A 16,865-nucleotide genomic window follows, 5' to 3' on the forward strand; every position below is an offset into this window, starting at 1 on the left:
GCGCTTTAAAGCCCTCACTCAAGATATCCTTTTAAATCTTCATTAAAACAGCATAAAATATCATCTATAAAAAGCTTTAAATTTTCAGGGTCTACGCCTACTACTATGCCATCTAAGTTGGTTGATATACGCGGTGTGCCATCGGTGTTTAGCTTATATAGATTTTCCCAATGTAAAGCCCTATTTCTAATGGTCAGAAGTAGCGAATAGCATATCTTTACTTTTTTATAATTTAGCATAGTGCTTTTGCTTTGCCGATTAAATTTAGAGTATTTTGATAAATTTAATCCACGCAGATCAAGTAGATCGTTGTGTATTTTGTTTTGATCTATCACTCTACACCAATAACCAAATGTTTGGCGTGATATGAAAACGCTATCCATGTTTCCTAAAATTTGTGCTATTTTATTTCTTGTAATGATTTCGATGATACCAAGTTTTGGTGCTAGATCGCCAATAAGTAGTAGATTTGCCCTATGCTCATCTTCGCTAGTATATGCTTTTAGTCTATCTCTTGAAAAAAGCTCGTTAAGCTCTTTGGATTGCATGTCTAACCTTTATCTTTTATTATTCTGCAATTTTATCAATTTTTTATTCAAACTGATTCGACCAGTGTTTCGTTTAAGGTTTGTTCGCCTTAACTACCATGTGATTAGCAAAGGGCTATCGTAGGATTATTACAGTAGGCAAGCGGCGGCTAGCGGCGGCGAGGGCGGATTGGCTTTTGCTTAGTAGTGGTGGCGTAAGTTCGAACACCAGTAGCGGCCAAAGCAAGTAATGAGATGGATTGTCGGGGTGGGGTGAGTGTGCGAGTTTTTGAGAGCAATCCCAGCCCATTTTTACATATTTGGCGTGTTTTTGTGTTTTTTGATATGCGGTTGGCGTGGATTTGGCTTGTTTGGTGGCTTTTTGGTGAATGGTCTGGCTTTGTTTTGGTGTATGGCGTCTATTTTGGCCGGACATTTACTGCGTAAAAAATAAAATTTGCACATTGATAGTTGTCTATTTTTTTGCTTTTTGGCAGAAAATGGCTTAAGGTTAGTTTGGCAAAAATGGTCAAAAAATGGTGTGAAAATTTAGTCATGAAAATTATACTTTTCAATACTAAAAATAAAAGAGTGCCTAAAATACGGCTTTTGCGTGTAGTAAAGAGAAGTGATTTAAGGTTAGAGCGAGCAAATTTGGCTAGTTTTTAATGAAAAATGGCGATTTTCTTTAAGGTTAGAGTGGCTTTTTGTAAGGTGGATTAGTTTTATTTTTTAAGCTTTGGTATGGTTTGTGGTAATATTTAATAGCGTGAGCGTGCAAAAACTCAACTGTCAAAATTTCTTTTACAGTTCCGGTTATATGGTTTGATGGCGTAATGATGCGGAATGTTTGGACGCGCTAGCTTTGAGATGAAAACTTGTATGGTTCTTGATCTGGTGCGTCTGAGACGGCAAAGCTTTGAGCGAGCGTTGGGCGAAATGCGTGGGAATTTGTGGATTGTTTATCGCTTGTGGTTAGGATTACGAAAAAATTACGAGGCAATTTAATGTGCCTACTGGTCTTTGCGTGGGTGTGCTGGCTATGTGGGCTTGGCTGGAGTGTGATGCATTGGTTGGTTTGTGCGAGCTGCTTACTAGATCAAAGCTGGCCATAAAATATTTGATAGGGGGGGCTATGAACCCACTTGGCCTGCGCCATACAATACTACAGTCACACTAAAAATTTTAAAATTTTCAAACTTTTTTCATATTGTGAGCGGTTAAAATGGCGACAATATCCCAAAAAAACGCACTTTTATCTAATCTGCTGATAAAAAATAAGTAAAAATTCTTTGGCAAGCCGGCCGCTTGGACGCGCCAGCGTTGGAGCTTGCGATCAATGCAATTGCGCTAAAATAGTATTATCATAACTATGGCCAAAATTGCATTCATGCTCAGTCTTTTATAGAGCTCTAAGCTCTAGATGGTGAAACTACTGAGGCTTCAAGAAATGCCATGATCTCGCTTGTGGAGTAGAGGACATTTTTGCGAGTGATGGCATATTTTTTAAATTTACCATCTCTGACGTAGCGCCACAAGGTTACGGCATTGCACTTTAAAAGCTCGCAAGCCTGCTTAGTCGTGATAGGATCTGTTATAGGTAAAAGTGGAGTCATTTTTTATCCTTTAAATATTTTCAATGTAAAAATACGCTAGGTTTTGGCTGTCCTCGGCTTCCTTGCTGTATTTCGTGTCGTAACTTTTATTTAGAATATACGCTATCTTATCTTTATTGCAAGCGTAAAATTCGGCCAGTATGGGAGCTAGGCGCTGACCTTTGCGGTTGTTTGGTGCAAATTTTAGATAGAGCAGATCACAAGCAAGTTGTGGTGCTGTGGTGCTAAAATCACTTTTGCAAACGCTGGCTTTGTTTTCAAGGGCTGTTATCTGAAGCTCTATACGCTCTTTAAAAGCATAGTAGTGCTGCACAATAGGCGACATAATCTCAATCAACTCATCTATAAATTTGCTCGCCTTTTTATTAATGAAAAGCCCTAGATCTTGCGTGCTATCCATCTTTAAAAACGAATAAGCCATCACAAAGATGGCTGCGTCTTTTAGCTCTGCTGTAGTCATTTATTATCCTATATTTCAATCGCCCCGAACAGCGCGCCCGGGTCGTAAATCGCATAGTCGTTTAGTAAAGCGTGGTTCATCTCCATCAAAATACCTTTTGAGCTTTGAGTGATGTCTGGATCACAAGTTTTTTCACTAGGTATAAATATTGCGCCACAACTATCAAGCTGTTTTAGGCAGATCGCCATAACCTCGCTATAGCTTAAATTCCTATAGGCGGAGTTACTTAGAACTGGGCTAAATAGCTCATACTTCTCATCGCCGTTAAAATACTCGTTGGCTTCTGCTAGCGCCTTGATGGCTACCTCTCTTGCCTTTTTCTTATCGTTCCCAAATACCGAGTAGGGACTACAAACGTAAATTTTAAAAGTTTCCATACTAAAAATCCCTATGATAAATATTGATGGCTTCTAGAAGAGCTTTTGCTACATCTTTGTCTAAATAGTAGGCTAAATCTTTAAGTGAGATCTCATCTAAAGAATCGATAGCTTTTGCAAGATGCACGATCTTTTGCTTTTTTAAATTGCCACTTAGGAGATCTAGAAAATCACCTACTTCACATTCTTCTACATTTATTGAAATTTCCATATCGTCTCCTTAAAATGGTATCTGCTCATCATCTACGTAAAATGTAGTCTCGTCGCTAGGTGGCACGTCTTGTTGCTCGCTTCGTCTAGGAGCGTTCCAAACGACATCATATAGCACGCCATCTTTGGCGTTTTCGCCAGCGTTAAAAAGAGCTATATATACTTTATAGCCTGGCACTGCCGGTGTTTCTATGAAACCGCTTAAATAGTTTTTTGTACCATCTTTGCTCTGTCTATTCCACAGTGTGCCTATGATCTGCCTACCGCCCTCGTAGCCTTTTGGCTTTTGAAGCGCAATGTGAAAGCCTGGAAAGTCTTGATTTTTCTTTCTATCTTCAGCGCTAGTGCTAAGCATAACTACCTCTATGGGTCTTAAAAATGGGATCATGATAGTTCCACCTGTGTAGTAGATCTCTTTGCCATCAGCATTTTTATAGCTCTTGCGTTTAAAATAGCCTACGTTCATCTTCTATCCTTTATAAATTTGCTAAATTTTGAAATATCGCTAAGACAATAACTAGCGTAAAAGCCAGCATAAGCCTAAGAGCTAGCTTTTTCATCTTGCACCTCTGCATCAATGACATCGTCCTCAAACTCAACCTTAACCCCATTTAAACGAGATAAAAGCTGCTGAGCTGAAACAGCCTCTGGCGGCATGATAGCTAGGCGGTCTAGCATCTTGTCGCTTCTACCAGCTGAGAGGGTAGAGATAAATTTCGCTCTCTCAAAGTCCTCTGCGCTAACTGCACCAGTTTCTCTTTGTCTAGCTACGATACGCCTTGCCTCACCTTCCATGATCTCATAGCTAGCAGCTAGCAAGACATTGTTTCGCTCGATATCAACCTTGGTGTTTTTAACCACGGTTTCCAGGCTTGATCTTTGAAGCAAATTTCTAGTCTGCTTGTCTTCACTCATAGCTAGAGTTACTTTGTTTTGCAAGGCTTGCGCCCAATTAAAATCCTTTTTCCAGCGGTTTATAGAGCTGCTCGATCCTTTTAATCCTAGAGCGTCAAGCTTTGAAGCTAGCTGCTCTTCGCTAATAGGCTTATAGTCGCTCTCAAACGTCGCACTTTCAAGATATATCTCAAAAGCCTTTTGCTGCGTTTCGTTCATCTGCTTCATCTATTTTCCTTTTTTGGCTCGCTTGGCTCACAACTCTTGAAAAATTGTGAGACACCCCAAACCTTTAAAATACGTAATCCTATAAATTCTTTGGCTCATAAGTTTAAATAACTTGAGCTAGCATCTAAATACGATATTATCGTTATTTAATAGCTTAAGAATTCTCTTTGGCTCATCATTTTTTATATATATAGTTATGAAAAAAATTTTTAAAAACAAAAAAATAATTTCAGAACAATATAGGGGCAAAAATGGCGAGATTGTGAGCCAACAGCACACCAAGCCCCATAAAAACGGCTTTTTGCTGGCTCAAGAAAAATAAAAATCGTGAGCCAGAAGTGAGCCAATTAGATGTAAAACATCTATCAAACGCCCTAACATAGGACGCTTTGTAGATATTTTTAGTTAAAATCATTGTGAGCCACAAAGAGATGTTAGTTTTCATCAGCTTTTGCTCCGTTTGCTTGGTAGTAACTTATCTGATTTATGATAAGCTCGCCACCGTTTTCTATCCTTACACTATCAAAGTCGAGATTGTCGCTGCTTACCCTAAAACCAAAGAAGCATCTTGGTCTATCGCCCACTCCAATATAGTTTGCTGACATGCGTTTTTGGCCATAAGAGCAACTTATACCAGCAAGGGTTAGCTCATCACGTAGGGCTTGAGCAAAGTTCTTTTGTGTGATAGGCTTACCGCCTTTGTCGTTCATGTATGCTAGATAAACCTTATAAAGTGGTACTGACGGCACAAAATAGTCGGCATCTGCAATAATCGCATCTTTAACAAAGGTACGAAGTGGATTTACGCTATCTTTATACTCTTCAAGCTCAGTTTGCATACGTTTAGAGCGAGTAAATTTGTTTTGTGTAATAAGACGTTTTAGTCCATCAAGAGCTAGATTAAATATACCTCCTAGCTCATCATTAAAACGATCGCTAAGGCCTCTTATTTTCTGGCTATCTTTTACCTCTTTATCAAAAACTATAAGCAGCATTCGTCTAAAAACACCATTATCTATACCGCTTTTTGGTTTTTCGTTACCGGCAAATGCAAGTTTTGGTTTTTCACTAGGAAGCAGTGAATATGGCTCTTCATTTTTTGGGTTTATAGTTATCGCATCTTTTGTACTGACGATAGCTTTTAAGTTCGCTAGTTGTCCTTTGTCAGTGCCGTTTTTGTCGATCTCGGAGCCAATGTTTAATAACTTGTTTGTAAGCGCGCAAAGCTGATGCCCCTCAAATTGTTGAAGCTGGAGAGATGAAACATTATCCTCACCAAAAAAGTTTCTAATAGTGTCTAGGATTACGCTCTTGCCGTTTGCTCCACTTTTGCCGTATAAAAATAAAAAGCTTTCAAACTCATGGCTAGGAATAAAGCAATAGCCAATAAACTCCATAAGTGTTTTTATGTCGTCTTCATCGCTCATAATATCGCGTAAGAATTTATTCCACTTTGGGCACTTAGCCGAAGGATCGTAGTTAAATTTTAAGATGTTTGTAGCTGCATCTTTATAGTCATGCTTTTTCTTAAATGTAATAACGCCATTTTTACTAATAAAAATCGTGCCATTTAATAAATTTATGACACGGCGAGATTCGTGAGATTTTATCTCATCTAGATCTAGTGATAAGCTAGTTAGATCCTCGACTATCTTATTGACGTTTTCACGGCTTTGTTTTTTCTTATCTACATACGCAGCAGCCATCCAATGAGAGTGAATAAATTTGGCCAACGCATTGGTATCTATCTGCATGAAATGGTTACTTGCCCAAACGTGTAAATTCTTTTTATACTCACCCAGACGATAGCCTAGTTTTAAAAAAGTCTGATTTAGACTTGCTACCATATCCGTAATATGCGTTTGATGATAGTTTGTTCGCATAGTCTTGTTTATGCGGAAGGCATCGCTAAAAGCCTTTGAAAAACGCTCAAAATTTTGCTCCTCTTGTTCAGTGAGAAGGAAACTTTGGATGTAAGCTTTTTTAAATTCCTCATATCTCTCGCCCATCTTTCTCTCTAGCTCTTTTGCATTATTTAGCACTTCATCGACATACTTGTCATCAAGTTCGCCTTTTACTGGAAAGATATTTATAAAATTACCTTCTTCATCTCTTGCTAGTATCTCGGCTTTGATTTGGCGAAATTCTTTGATAGGTAGATTTTGTTTAAATTTATCAAGCTTTGCCGAAAGGTTCGGAAAGTATTCGCATATCTCATCTATAACGACGTTCGTCGGTTCAAAACAGCTAAAGGCCACTACTTCAAGTGGGCTAGCATTTTGAAATTTAAAGGCATGGTCATAGAGATAATCGCTAATATCATAACCTTTTGAAAAGTTTTTGCCGATCATATAAAATAGCACTATTCGTACGCTTCTAGCTACATCTTTGATCTCATAAAATTTCTTTATCGCATTTTCATATCCGGCCTCATCGTGATCAAACCAGATAAATACATGCTTATCTCTTAGAAGCTCTTTGTATTCTTCCCAGCTAGCAGTTACACCACCAAGCGTCAAAGCGCAAACATTAAAACACATCAAATTTAATGCGTCTTTTTCGCCTTCGCAAATGACTACACTGCTGCCTTTATAGTCATCGTAAAAATTTAGAGGGAAGGGGCTAGCATGTGCGCCACTTTCGCCTATCCATTTTCCAGGCATTCTCTCGCTTGTTAGCTCACCCTTATGTGGGTCATAGGCAAATTTCTCTCTATATTTGATATTTACAGGTGCGCCGTTAGCGTCTCTTATGATGATGGCTAGACTTTTATGCTCAAAGCTATATCCTATAAGTTCGCGGCTATATGAATCAAAGTTATTGACTTGTGTTGGGAATAGTGCTGAAATTTGATCTTTGATAAGATCGTAATTTTTAAGCTTATTTTCCACAAGTTGTGGAGCTATCTTGGCTAGCCTAGCTTTAAGAGCGATCTCTTTTTTTGCTCTTTGCTCAGCTTCTTTTTTCATACGAGTTTCATTTTCAGCCTTTAAAATGACTTGGTGTGCTTCATAGGCTGCTTTCTCTTCCTCGCTCATCTCTTTTGCGTTGATAGTATTTGGTATACCAAAATGATCACAAACTTTTTTAGCTGCTTGAAGTGGTGAGAGATGCTCTTTTAACTCAACAAATTTTGTTATATCCCCACTGGCATTGCATGCAAAGCACTTAAAAAATGCACCGTTAGAATCAGAATTGATGCCAAGACTTGGTGTATTATGACCATGGTCATGAAACGGACAATAAGCATTTCCGCTTTTAAACTCGATACCATAAACACTTTGCACAAAATCTTTAAAATCATGCTTAGATATTGTCTGTTTTATCGTTTGAAATATATTATTATCCATTATGCACATCCGAAAAGAGACTATTTTCTTTTATAAATTTCTTTAAAATTTCTACGACTTCATGTGCAAACTCAGGGTTTTTAAAACGAAAACGCCTAAAGTAAAAATAAATTGCAGCTTTGTTTTTACCAGTATGCTTTGAAACGTAGTCCGCGATCTCGCTTTCACTCGATGCGCATTCAAGTGCTTTGTAGTATATATCTGCCACTTCATCGAAGTGTGGACAAAGGTAGTTTTGCTTAACGAAAAGGGCGTGCTCGTATATTTTAAAGCGATCATGCCTATCATGCTTGCGGTCAAGATAGCTTAAATTTTGTAGATTTTTCTTGCATGTTTCAAGTATGCTAGCGTGATCTACACGAACATATTCCCTCATCGCACTCATGCTAGCTCCTTTTTTTAAAAAACAAAGCCAACATGCCAAGCGTAAACATAGCACCGCCTACAAAAGCACAAACAACTACTGCAATAACGCTTAAGGCAAATTGCTCAGTCATGGTCTATCCTTTTTGGTAAAAATTTCGCCTTCGCCGTAAAATAGCCACTGGATCGAAAAGCCATACTTGTCAGCAAGTAGGATGATCCATGATAGTGGCGGTCTGTTCTCTTTTATGACATTCCAGTAGGCGACCCTAGTGACGTTAAGCACTTGTTTGGCAAAGTCGTTTTTGCCGTAGTCAAGCAGTCTTCTAGCCGCATCTATACGCTGCGTAATGGCTACAATATCAAGCGTTTGGTGCTGCTTTTTATCCATCGAAAACCCCTTTTTACGCTATAATGTAAATACATTTTAACGCTTTGGTTAAATAATGTTGTAATTATACCAACAATTGTTGGTAATGTCAATGGTTATACTAACAAATTTTACCTTAAAGGGATGAAAAATGGAAAATTTGGAGGCTGTTTTGGCGAGGGTGCGCGCCGTGCTCGGAGTAAAAACAGATAAACAAATGTGTGAAATTCTTGATATTTCTTATGGTACGTTGGATATGTGGAAGGTTAGAAAAAAAATCCCAAAAGGAAGGTTTTTTGAGATTGCCGCCAAACTAAACGTACCGATCGAGTATTTAGAAAGTGGAGTAAATATATCAGGTGGGAATAATCAGATCGGCAATTTAAATACGCAAAACAACGGCGTAAACGAAATAGATAGAGGCGAGATGTGGAGCGAGTTTGTAAGGCTGTTTGATGAATATGGCAGCAACGCTATGCTTAGACAATTTATCGAGCGTCTAGAGGAAGAAAAGGAAAAATTTACTAAAGGGAAGTAGGCATGAGTGAGTACGAAAAATATTGGACTAAAAATATCGGTCTTAGCGTAGGCGATACTGAGAATGAGATTAGCGTTTTTGAGGTAAAGGAGTTAATGCTTTTTAGAGAAGATGCTAAGAGTAACGCAGGGTATGGCGATGACAAAATGTTGGCTGCTCAAGAATTTCTAGAATTTTTGGATATCGAATATCATGAAATTTTAGATGCTGATTTTGTTTTTAAAGATAAAGATGATCCTGTATGGCTATGGGTAAAATTTTCTCAAGAAGTCGGAAGAAAAAAGAGAGGCGATACAAAAATATATAACATACAAATCCACGGTGGAAACAATCAAATAGGCGACGGAAATACTCAAAATAATAATGGAAGTAAAGCGTGATAGATGAAATTTTAAAGACATTTTTTGAAGCGATAGGTGGTTTTGTAAGTTATTGTCTCGCTTTTATTTTTAGTGGCATAGAAAAATTTATCATGTATATATTGTATTATCCAGATCCGCAAATCTTGCATTATAGATTAGCTGGATTTATGATGCTTTCTATGATAATAATTTCTTTGTTTTCATTTTATATAAATAGAAGAAGACGTCGATTAAAAAAGGATAAGCCACTTAAATTTTATAATGAAAAAAGGCACACCATCATAATCAATGGTGGAAATAATCAAATCGGCAACGATAATACGCAGAATAATTACAGCAGGAAATAGTTTGAAATACCTCATTTTGCTATTGGTGTTATTTGGATTTTGTTTTTCTCAACAGTACGATTCAGAAAGATTTTTAAAGGATTTTTCTAAAAATAGACTACAAGAGACCATAGAAAGACATAAAATTTTAATTAACAAATATTCTCAAAATATCGATAAATCTAAATTCTTTTTTGATATGGGAGAGATCGTGGTTAATTTACTCGATGAATCTGGGAATAAGGTTTTATATATAAGAATTTCACTAGGTGTAGAAAAACAAGAAGATTTGAATATCCTAACTCAAATTCGCCCCGTAATAGCAGATACTATAATAAAAACAGCTTCAAGTAAGACATTCGATGAGATATCTACAGTTAAAGGTAAGGAAATTTTTTCTTATGAAATAGCAGATGCGGTAAATAAAAATATAAACCGTATCTCTACAAAAAAAGAAATAGATATAATAAAATATGTATTTTTTGATAAATTTTTCATAGAATTTCAGGATATGGAATTGGAGGAAAGAGTTGAAGCAATAGAGAGTATTTTAAAGCTCAAATGATATATGATATAAAGGATTACACAATGACATTTCGTGATTTTTTTGACATACAATATAAAAAGGCAATTGCATGTCTAGAACCCAACTTTGAGAGTGCTCCAGATGATATTAAATTTGATAACACTACTACTATTAAAAACTACAGAATTAATATCGATGATATAATCGGGACATATCACCCGGGCTATAAGAATCAGCCGCTTTTTGTGGTTTATGAAGATATGGCCGCAAGTTTTGAACGTTACGATGTTGATAACCAGCAACATTTAGATTATTTTACTGCTGATAAAGACGAAGATGATACATGGGAGATAGTTATTTATCACGGGAAAGGATATGTTAGACACGATGGAAATCATAGAACCGTTGCGGCTAAAATACTAGCTTACGCTGGGAAAATCCCTAAAGAAGTATGTGTAGCAAAAGCTATAGTAGTTTCTTAAATTGTTACTATTTTTATTGAAATACCAGGAGTATAAAATGGGTAAATTTGTTTTATTTTTGATGGTTGCAATAAGTTGTTTTGCTTGGAGCGGTTATGATTTAGAAACTGGGGAATGCGTGGAAATAGGAAAAGGAAATCTAGTAAGGCGTGGGCGAGATATAGAGATATACGACTGTAAGGACGGCAAATATAAGATCGTAAACGTTAAAAGCATATCCAAGATAGGAGGTAGCGTAGAAATAGAAGTATACGACTACGAAAAAAATAAAATTAGAATTTTAGAGATGGAAAGCCGCTAATTGGGAGAAGAGAATATGAGTAGCGAAAATCAAGATGGTAAAGTGTTACTGCAAAAGCGGCTTATCCGCTTTTTGGAAGATGAATCAAAAATGTCTACGCTATCCAACTTATTGGACATAGTTGAAAACAGCGCTTTTGATTCGGTTAGCTCAAATATTGCAAATTTTTATTCCAGTTATAATGATCTTACTAGCAAAAAGCAAGAAATAGACGGGATCTTGGATGACGTAAAAGATTCCCAAGAAAAAATAAATAATGCTTATAGCGAAATTTACGATATAAACGATAGCAACATAGAGCCAAAAGACTCAAGTAGTATTTTAAATAATTTAAGGCAGGCTAGTAATGATGCTGACGAAATAAGAAAAACATATAAAAATTTTTATGGACAAAAAGACAGCGAAGGCAACCAGATACAAGGTATTGTTTCTAAACTCGAGTCTGCTTGTAGCGAAATAGAAAAATCGGAAGATAAAATAAATGAGCTAAAAGATTTTTATGAAGAGGTGTTTAACGGGATTACGGATGATAGCGATCCAAAAAATAATAAAAAGTCATGGGTAGATTTGTTGGATGAAAAAAAAGGATATGTAAATAATATGATCGAACAAGGGGAAAACGACTTTAAAAATTTAAAGAATAAGATAAATTCATTGCTTCCTGGTGCAACTTCCGCTGGGTTAGCTAGAGCATATATGAGACAAAGAAGAATAACGGAAAAGAAAGTAGAAAAGTGGAATCGTATTTTCAAGTGGGCTATAGTAACATTTGCTGCTGTTTTCTCGTTTTATTTTGCTTTAGCTATATATTTAAATACTTTTAGTTTTGTTGACTTTTTTAAAAGTTTACCATTGTGGGTGTTTAGTGGATTTTTTATTTATTACTCAACACAGCAGATTTCTGAGTACAAAAAAACAGCTGATGAATATAGGCATAAAGAAGCCTTAGCGTCATCTTATATTGGCTTTGAGCGTCTTATAGCGGAATCTGGAAATATGGAATTGAGAGATAAACTTTTAGAAATAGCTACTGATGCTATTGGCGTTAATCCCAGTGATAGAATAAATTCTAATGGGCAAATTCCAAGTTTAACATTTTTAGAAAAAATTATAGATTTGCTTCCGTTTGAAACCTTAAAAAAGCTTCATGACAAGATAAGTAATATTTTAAATATCGCAAAAAATCAATAACTTTATACGTTTTTTAGGAAACTCATAATCTAAACTATCCGCAAAAAAGCGGAGAGTTTAGATGAATAACAATTTAGATTTGATCAAAAACCTTTAGCGATCTTGAAAATCGCAAGATTTATAAAAAAGTTTTTTAAATTTATGCTCTATGCAAAATGATACGCAATATTTTATACATTATTTTACCAACTTATCCAAATAATCTGCCCACCATTGCATCAAAGTTTTCATATCTGCTAAATTTTGAGCTCTATTGTAAGCTTCTCTTACTTTATCCTTGTCTTTGTGTGCAAGGCATCGTTCTATGATGTCAGCATGGCAGCCATGCTCATTTCTTTTTTCGTTGGCCATAGTTGAAAACATCGCACGAAAGCCATGAGAAACGATCTCGTCTTTGCTGTAGCCCATGCGTCTTAGTGCCGCATTTAACGTATTTTCACTCATTGGACGGCTTTTGGATAGTGTGCTGGGGAAAAGATACCCTTCAGTGCTTCCGCAAATTTTGGTATAGTCTTTCAACAAATTTACGACTTGATCAGCTAGTGGTAGTCTAAATGCCTCTTTCATTTTCATTTTATCTGCTTTTACCGTCCAAATTTTAGCGGATAGATCAAACTCATCCCACTTGGCAGCTCTGACATTAAATGGGCGCATGGCGGTATAGATCGCAAGCTTTAATGCGACTTTTGTTTTTATGTCGCCATTATATCCATCTACTGACGCGAGTAATGTGCGTATCTCGTTTTCATCTGTGATAGTAGGGAAATTTTTAGGTTTTGCGGTTTTAAAGGCGTATTTGAAATTTATATCGGCCACGACATTGTGAGCGATTATCTCATAGGTGACGGCATATCTAAAAATTTGATTTAGCAAGATAAATACACGCTTGATGGTTTCTAAATTTCCAGCTTTTTCTATGATCTTTAAGATGTCTATTATTTCTACTGCTTTTATATTGTCCAATGGACGATCGCCTAAATACGGCGCAATGTGCTTGTTAAAAATCAAATTTTGTTTTTTTAAGTAGTTAGGAGTTATGTTTGCGGATTTTATATCTAGCCATTTTGCAGCGATATCGTTTAGTGTCGTTTTACTACTCTTTTTACTTACTAGTGGATCAATGCCATCTAGTATCTGAGCGGCCAACTCTCTGCGTTTTTCTCTGGCGGCTGAGAGACTAAGATCAGGATAATTGCCCAGAGCCATTCGGCGTGTTTTTAATGTAAGAGGACTTTTGTATTCAAGTGCAAAAAATTTACGACCGCTTGGCTCGATGAAAATAAATAAATTTTGTCCGTCAGATTTTTTATAAACCTTATCTTTGGGTTTTAAGGCTCTTATAGCTGTGTCCGTCAAGGGAGGGTTAATTTTTGGCATTTTTGTCCTTTTAGTGTCCACAAGCCCCTAAAAATCAAGTAACGATTTTTTACGGATATTTTTTAGCGGACAATATTTTATCCTTTAAATTATCCGTAAAAAGTCCTTAAAGGCAATTAAAAAGATTTAAAAATATTGAAAACAATTTAAATAAATAATATATATCAAAAGTTGTTCTTATCGTATTTCTTGAAAGGTTTTTAAAAAGATTGAAATGAATTAAAAAGTATAAAATGGTGGAAGCGAGGGGGATCGAACCCCTGTCCAAAAACAAAATGCATACAGCCTCTACACGCTTAGCAAAAGTGAAAATTTCATCTAAAAAGGCTCACTTTCCAAAACCAAAATTTAGACTAAGACTAAAATTTCAGCTAGCAAGCAGTCACTTTGCGAGCCTACTCTAGCTAAATTGCTTACTTTTGTCCTAGCTAGAATTAGACTAAGCAAGGCTCAACTGAACTTACGCAGCTTTAGCGTAAGCAGGAGCGAAATTAACGTTGTTTGCGTTTAAATTTAATTTGAGCTTTTTACGCTTTGCTCAAAGCGACGTGCCACCGTACACACTCTGCTCCTGTCGAAGCCAAGTCGCTCCCAAAAAATAAAATGGTTAGTGAATTATTTAGTTAAGTTTTGTAGGTACATCAATGATTTTTGGCTCAAGAACGCTAAAATATTCAAAATCGTTCTCGACGTCATCTTTATATTTATTAAACTGATCACTAATAAGCAGCAACCAATCTATAAATTTATCATTTGCTGGACCCTTTAGGCTTCTTGCCTCTTGAGTTATCTCTTCAGCTAAAGTTGTAAGCTTTAATATCGGATCAAGATGCATGAATCCTGCTGCTGATTTAATATTATGAAAAATCCTAGTAAGCTCTAAGATACTATCTTTATATTTATCAGCTCTTCCTAAATTTATTATCAAAGGCTCGAGTAAATCGCACATTAAAGCATAGTGAGATAAAAATTCTTCAACTATATCATAAGAGTAATCTATTTCAAGCCTTTTTAATATACCCATTTTTATGTCCTTAAGAAATTGGCGTAATTGTAGCAAAAATTTGATAAAATTGTTAGCCTTTTAGCTAAAAATCCTTGGAGCTTGCAATGAAAAATGAAAAAAACCAGAAGAAAAAACTAAGCATAAATGATATAAAAAACAAAAAAGGCATTGAGCCTATTGTAATGATAACTGCCTATGATGCGCTGTTTGCTAAGCTTTTTGATGATTATGCTGATATTATTTTGGTTGGCGATAGCTTAAATATGAGTTTTAATATGCAAGAAAGTACGATAAGTGCGGACATGAATACCATGCTTTATCATACAAAGGCCGTTTGTAACGGAGCCAAAAATACTTTTATCATGGCTGATATGCCATTTGGTAGCTACACAAATGAAAAGCAAGCGATAAAAAATGCGATGAAATTTTTCAAGCAGACAAATGCCGATGCGGTAAAACTCGAAGTTGGCATGCACCAAGTAAATTTAGTGAAGCGCCTTTGTGAAGAGGGCATAAACGTTATGGCTCACATTGGCTTAAAGCCTCAGTTTTATAAATTTGAAGGTGGCTATAAGATAAAAGGCAGAAGCGAGATCGAGGCAAAAGAATTAATTGAAGAGGCTTTGGCGTTTGAGCAAGCTGGAGTGTTTGGTATCTTGCTTGAGGGTACGATGAGTAGCGTGGCTAGCGAGATAACAAAGCAAGTTCATATACCAGTTATTGGTATCGGATCTGGGGTAAACGTCGATGGACAGGTACTTGTATGGTCTGATATGCTTGGGTTTTTTGAAGACTTTAAACCAAAATTTGTAAAACACTATCTTGATGGAGCGGATATTGTAAGAAAGAGTGTGCAATCCTACGCAAATGATGTAAAAGGCAAAATTTTCCCAAGTGAAGAATTTTGCTACTAGGATGATTAATATCCGCATTAAATAGAACGTGACAAAATTAAATTTCTTTATAGCCTTTTATATCAAGACCAAAACCTGCAAGGCTTACAAATTCTTTATTTTTATTTGAGCTTAAAAGCTCAATTTTACTTATGCCAAAATACTTTAAAATTTGTGCCCCAATGCCATAATCTTTTTGCGAGCTTGTATCGCTTTTATTGCTGTCTAAAAATAGCAACACTCCGCCATTTTTACTTAAAAAATCCAATGCCTTTAATAAATTATCAAATTTATCTCCGCTTAAAAGCTCATGGTCTTTGCTTATTTTTTGAAATTTTACATTAGTTTGCGCTTTTATCTCTCCGAAAACATAGGCAGCGTGATTTTTATTTTCGTGATCTTTTATGTCATATCTTTTTGCTTCAAAACCACAGATTTTTACACTCTTTGCAGGCGAAACTTCTATTAAGCTTTCGTGACTAAGTCTGTATTCTACTAATTCAGAAACGCTTATCATATTTAGGTTAAATTTTTTACAGAATTCTTCCAAATAATCACGTCTTGCCATTGTGCCATCTTCTTTTACGATCTCACAAATCGCTGCCATTGGGCTAACGCCAGCGAGTTTGCAAAGATCAACTGATCCTTCAGTGTGACCTGTACGAACGAGGACGCCACCTTTTTTTGCAATAAGCGGAAATATATGCCCAGGCCTTACAAAATTTTCAGGCACTGAATCAATACTAGCAGCAAGTCTAATCGTCATATCACGCTCATAAGCACTTACGCCTGTCGTTGCTTCCTTTGCGTCAATTGTGACAGTAAATGCAGTTTCGTGGCTGGATGTATTTTTAAAAACCATTAGTGGCAAATCAAGTCTTTTTGCGTTTGCTTCATCCATCGCAAGGCAAAGCACACCTTTTGCATGAGTGATCGCAAAATTTACCTTTTGCATATCGCTGCTTGCCGCTGAAAAGACTAAGTCTCCTTCATTCTCACGGTCCTCGTCATCGACCATAATTACCATTTTGCCATTTTTTATATCTTCAATCGCTTTTAATACATTTTCAAATGCCATAAATTTCCCTTATTAAATTTTTACGATTATATTGATTTTTTGATAACTTAGAGATAAAAATATTAATTTTGATTTGTCTTGTATCAATTATTTAGAAATTTTAGAAAAGATTTATTTTTAAATAAATGCGATTTAGTGGCGACAACTTAGGTTTTATTTTTCAATTTATTTTATATGTAAAATTTTAAAACATAAATTTTTAATAAAATACACTATTTTTAAGAATTTCAGCAATTAGGGAAAATAAAAGTCAAAGAATAAATGATGGCGCAGCGGACGGGGCTCGAACCCGCGACCTCCGCCGTGACAGGGCGGCATTCTAACCAACTGAACTACCGCTGCACCTAAAAATGGTGGTCGCTATAAGACTCGAACTTATGACATCCACCT

21 protein-coding genes, 1 tRNA gene and 1 other RNA gene are annotated in these 16,865 nt (G+C 36.2%); 8 read left to right on the forward strand and 15 right to left on the reverse strand.

Features of this window, described 5'->3' with window-relative positions; genetic code table 11:
- Positions 1–14 precede the first annotated feature (14 nt).
- From G6W45_RS06400 to G6W45_RS06445, 10 genes are all read right to left on the reverse strand, one after another.
- Positions 15–548 carry an ATPase gene (locus G6W45_RS06400; protein WP_194167913.1) on the reverse strand — a complete coding sequence of 178 codons (534 nt, stop codon included), beginning with the start codon at positions 546–548 and terminating at the stop codon, positions 15–17.
- Between the two features lie 1,391 nt (positions 549–1,939).
- The gene (locus G6W45_RS06405; RefSeq protein ID WP_081370945.1) at positions 1,940–2,143 is read right to left on the reverse strand and encodes a helix-turn-helix domain-containing protein; all 204 of its coding nucleotides are present in this window, start codon (positions 2,141–2,143) and stop codon (positions 1,940–1,942) included.
- A 10-nt stretch (positions 2,144–2,153) separates the two neighbouring features.
- Entirely contained in the window at positions 2,154–2,603 is a 450-nt protein-coding gene (locus tag G6W45_RS06410; RefSeq protein ID WP_194167914.1) for a hypothetical protein, read from the reverse strand.
- Between the two features lie 8 nt (positions 2,604–2,611).
- The gene (locus G6W45_RS06415; RefSeq protein ID WP_158333404.1) at positions 2,612–2,980 is read right to left on the reverse strand and encodes a hypothetical protein; all 369 of its coding nucleotides are present in this window, start codon (positions 2,978–2,980) and stop codon (positions 2,612–2,614) included.
- Position 2,981: 1 nt separating this feature from the next.
- Positions 2,982–3,191 carry a hypothetical protein gene (locus G6W45_RS06420; protein ID WP_194167915.1) on the reverse strand — a complete coding sequence of 70 codons (210 nt, stop codon included), beginning with the start codon at positions 3,189–3,191 and terminating at the stop codon, positions 2,982–2,984.
- Positions 3,192–3,200: 9 nt separating this feature from the next.
- Positions 3,201–3,656, reverse strand: a complete 456-nt coding sequence (locus G6W45_RS06425; protein ID WP_194167916.1) for a DUF736 family protein — start codon at positions 3,654–3,656, stop codon at positions 3,201–3,203.
- 74 nt (positions 3,657–3,730) lie between these two features.
- Positions 3,731–4,312: a hypothetical protein gene (locus tag G6W45_RS06430; protein WP_194167917.1), complete on the reverse strand. Its 582-nt coding sequence runs from the start codon at positions 4,310–4,312 to the stop codon at positions 3,731–3,733.
- A 434-nt stretch (positions 4,313–4,746) separates the two neighbouring features.
- Complete coding sequence (locus G6W45_RS06435) at positions 4,747–7,662, reverse strand: phage/plasmid primase, P4 family (RefSeq protein WP_194167918.1); 2,916 nt, start codon at positions 7,660–7,662, stop codon at positions 4,747–4,749.
- Complete coding sequence (locus G6W45_RS06440; protein WP_194167919.1) at positions 7,655–8,047, reverse strand: hypothetical protein; 393 nt, start codon at positions 8,045–8,047, stop codon at positions 7,655–7,657. The genes G6W45_RS06435 and G6W45_RS06440 overlap by 8 nt, the downstream gene beginning before the upstream one ends.
- 108 nt (positions 8,048–8,155) lie before the next feature.
- Positions 8,156–8,416, reverse strand: coding sequence for a helix-turn-helix domain-containing protein (locus G6W45_RS06445; protein ID WP_194167920.1), 261 nt, complete (start codon positions 8,414–8,416; stop codon positions 8,156–8,158).
- A gap of 130 nt (positions 8,417–8,546) precedes the next feature.
- On the opposite strand from G6W45_RS06445, the gene G6W45_RS06450 reads away from it, so the two are divergent.
- The 7 genes from G6W45_RS06450 to G6W45_RS06480 are packed head-to-tail and all read left to right on the forward strand — an operon-like array spanning position 8,547 to position 12,121.
- Positions 8,547–8,933: a helix-turn-helix domain-containing protein gene (locus tag G6W45_RS06450; RefSeq protein ID WP_194167921.1), complete on the forward strand. Its 387-nt coding sequence runs from the start codon at positions 8,547–8,549 to the stop codon at positions 8,931–8,933.
- A 2-nt stretch (positions 8,934–8,935) separates the two neighbouring features.
- Positions 8,936–9,313, forward strand: coding sequence for a hypothetical protein (locus G6W45_RS06455; RefSeq protein WP_194167922.1), 378 nt, complete (start codon positions 8,936–8,938; stop codon positions 9,311–9,313).
- Positions 9,310–9,642, forward strand: coding sequence for a hypothetical protein (locus tag G6W45_RS06460; RefSeq protein WP_194167923.1), 333 nt, complete (start codon positions 9,310–9,312; stop codon positions 9,640–9,642). Before G6W45_RS06455 ends, G6W45_RS06460 begins: the two co-directional genes overlap by 4 nt.
- 1 nt (position 9,643) lies before the next feature.
- Positions 9,644–10,186, forward strand: coding sequence for a flagellar basal body-associated FliL family protein (locus G6W45_RS06465; protein WP_194167924.1), 543 nt, complete (start codon positions 9,644–9,646; stop codon positions 10,184–10,186).
- Positions 10,187–10,209: 23 nt separating this feature from the next.
- Positions 10,210–10,629: a hypothetical protein gene (locus tag G6W45_RS06470; RefSeq protein ID WP_194167925.1), complete on the forward strand. Its 420-nt coding sequence runs from the start codon at positions 10,210–10,212 to the stop codon at positions 10,627–10,629.
- A 37-nt stretch (positions 10,630–10,666) separates the two neighbouring features.
- Positions 10,667–10,930, forward strand: coding sequence for a DUF5334 family protein (locus G6W45_RS06475; RefSeq protein ID WP_194167926.1), 264 nt, complete (start codon positions 10,667–10,669; stop codon positions 10,928–10,930).
- Entirely contained in the window at positions 10,931–12,121 is a 1,191-nt protein-coding gene (locus G6W45_RS06480) for a hypothetical protein (RefSeq protein ID WP_194167927.1), read from the forward strand. It begins immediately after the preceding gene.
- A 177-nt stretch (positions 12,122–12,298) separates the two neighbouring features.
- Here G6W45_RS06480 and G6W45_RS06485 read toward each other — a convergent pair whose 3' ends face one another.
- The 3 genes from G6W45_RS06485 to G6W45_RS06495 all read right to left on the reverse strand — a co-directional run bounded on the left by G6W45_RS06485 (position 12,299) and on the right by G6W45_RS06495 (position 14,522).
- Positions 12,299–13,498 (reverse strand): tyrosine-type recombinase/integrase, encoded by a 1,200-nt coding sequence (locus G6W45_RS06485; RefSeq protein WP_194167928.1) that lies wholly within the window; start codon positions 13,496–13,498, stop codon positions 12,299–12,301.
- 234 nt (positions 13,499–13,732) lie between these two features.
- Positions 13,733–14,091, reverse strand: a transfer-messenger RNA (tmRNA) gene (gene ssrA, locus G6W45_RS06490).
- 26 nt (positions 14,092–14,117) lie between these two features.
- Positions 14,118–14,522, reverse strand: a complete 405-nt coding sequence (locus tag G6W45_RS06495) for a phosphorelay protein (protein ID WP_087577651.1) — start codon at positions 14,520–14,522, stop codon at positions 14,118–14,120.
- 86 nt (positions 14,523–14,608) lie between these two features.
- Between G6W45_RS06495 and panB the strand changes: the two genes are divergently transcribed.
- Positions 14,609–15,418, forward strand: coding sequence for a 3-methyl-2-oxobutanoate hydroxymethyltransferase (panB, locus tag G6W45_RS06500; protein WP_194167929.1), 810 nt, complete (start codon positions 14,609–14,611; stop codon positions 15,416–15,418).
- A gap of 37 nt (positions 15,419–15,455) precedes the next feature.
- Here the strand turns inward: panB and G6W45_RS06505 are convergent, their stop codons facing one another.
- A complete protein-coding gene (locus G6W45_RS06505; RefSeq protein WP_194167930.1) occupies positions 15,456–16,475 on the reverse strand; it encodes a bifunctional 3,4-dihydroxy-2-butanone 4-phosphate synthase/GTP cyclohydrolase II in 1,020 nt (339 codons plus the stop codon).
- Positions 16,476–16,740: 265 nt separating this feature from the next.
- Positions 16,741–16,817 (reverse strand) — tRNA-Asp (locus G6W45_RS06510).
- Between the last annotated feature and the right edge of the window lie 48 nt (positions 16,818–16,865).

The organism is Campylobacter concisus, from assembly GCF_015229955.1.
In the GTDB taxonomy this organism is placed as follows: Bacteria; Campylobacterota; Campylobacteria; order Campylobacterales; family Campylobacteraceae; genus Campylobacter_A; species Campylobacter_A concisus_AT.

What these genes read in the sequence shown, in the direction of transcription:
- G6W45_RS06400 (WP_194167913.1), bottom strand. Translation starts at nt 548, where the DNA reads ATGCAATCCAAAGAGCTTAACGAGCTTTTTTCAAGAGATAGACTAAAA.
- G6W45_RS06405 (WP_081370945.1), bottom strand. Translation starts at nt 2,143, where the DNA reads ATGACTCCACTTTTACCTATAACAGATCCTATCACGACTAAGCAGGCT.
- G6W45_RS06410 (WP_194167914.1), bottom strand. Translation starts at nt 2,603, where the DNA reads ATGACTACAGCAGAGCTAAAAGACGCAGCCATCTTTGTGATGGCTTAT.
- G6W45_RS06415 (WP_158333404.1), bottom strand. Translation starts at nt 2,980, where the DNA reads ATGGAAACTTTTAAAATTTACGTTTGTAGTCCCTACTCGGTATTTGGG.
- G6W45_RS06420 (WP_194167915.1), bottom strand. Translation starts at nt 3,191, where the DNA reads ATGGAAATTTCAATAAATGTAGAAGAATGTGAAGTAGGTGATTTTCTA.
- G6W45_RS06425 (WP_194167916.1), bottom strand. Translation starts at nt 3,656, where the DNA reads ATGAACGTAGGCTATTTTAAACGCAAGAGCTATAAAAATGCTGATGGC.
- G6W45_RS06430 (WP_194167917.1), bottom strand. Translation starts at nt 4,312, where the DNA reads ATGAAGCAGATGAACGAAACGCAGCAAAAGGCTTTTGAGATATATCTT.
- G6W45_RS06435 (WP_194167918.1), bottom strand. Translation starts at nt 7,662, where the DNA reads ATGGATAATAATATATTTCAAACGATAAAACAGACAATATCTAAGCAT.
- G6W45_RS06440 (WP_194167919.1), bottom strand. Translation starts at nt 8,047, where the DNA reads ATGAGTGCGATGAGGGAATATGTTCGTGTAGATCACGCTAGCATACTT.
- G6W45_RS06445 (WP_194167920.1), bottom strand. Translation starts at nt 8,416, where the DNA reads ATGGATAAAAAGCAGCACCAAACGCTTGATATTGTAGCCATTACGCAG.
- G6W45_RS06450 (WP_194167921.1), top strand. Translation starts at nt 8,547, where the DNA reads ATGGAAAATTTGGAGGCTGTTTTGGCGAGGGTGCGCGCCGTGCTCGGA.
- G6W45_RS06455 (WP_194167922.1), top strand. Translation starts at nt 8,936, where the DNA reads ATGAGTGAGTACGAAAAATATTGGACTAAAAATATCGGTCTTAGCGTA.
- G6W45_RS06470 (WP_194167925.1), top strand. Translation starts at nt 10,210, where the DNA reads ATGACATTTCGTGATTTTTTTGACATACAATATAAAAAGGCAATTGCA.
- G6W45_RS06475 (WP_194167926.1), top strand. Translation starts at nt 10,667, where the DNA reads ATGGGTAAATTTGTTTTATTTTTGATGGTTGCAATAAGTTGTTTTGCT.
- G6W45_RS06485 (WP_194167928.1), bottom strand. Translation starts at nt 13,498, where the DNA reads ATGCCAAAAATTAACCCTCCCTTGACGGACACAGCTATAAGAGCCTTA.
- G6W45_RS06495 (WP_087577651.1), bottom strand. Translation starts at nt 14,522, where the DNA reads ATGGGTATATTAAAAAGGCTTGAAATAGATTACTCTTATGATATAGTT.
- panB (WP_194167929.1), top strand. Translation starts at nt 14,609, where the DNA reads ATGAAAAATGAAAAAAACCAGAAGAAAAAACTAAGCATAAATGATATA.
- G6W45_RS06505 (WP_194167930.1), bottom strand. Translation starts at nt 16,475, where the DNA reads ATGGCATTTGAAAATGTATTAAAAGCGATTGAAGATATAAAAAATGGC.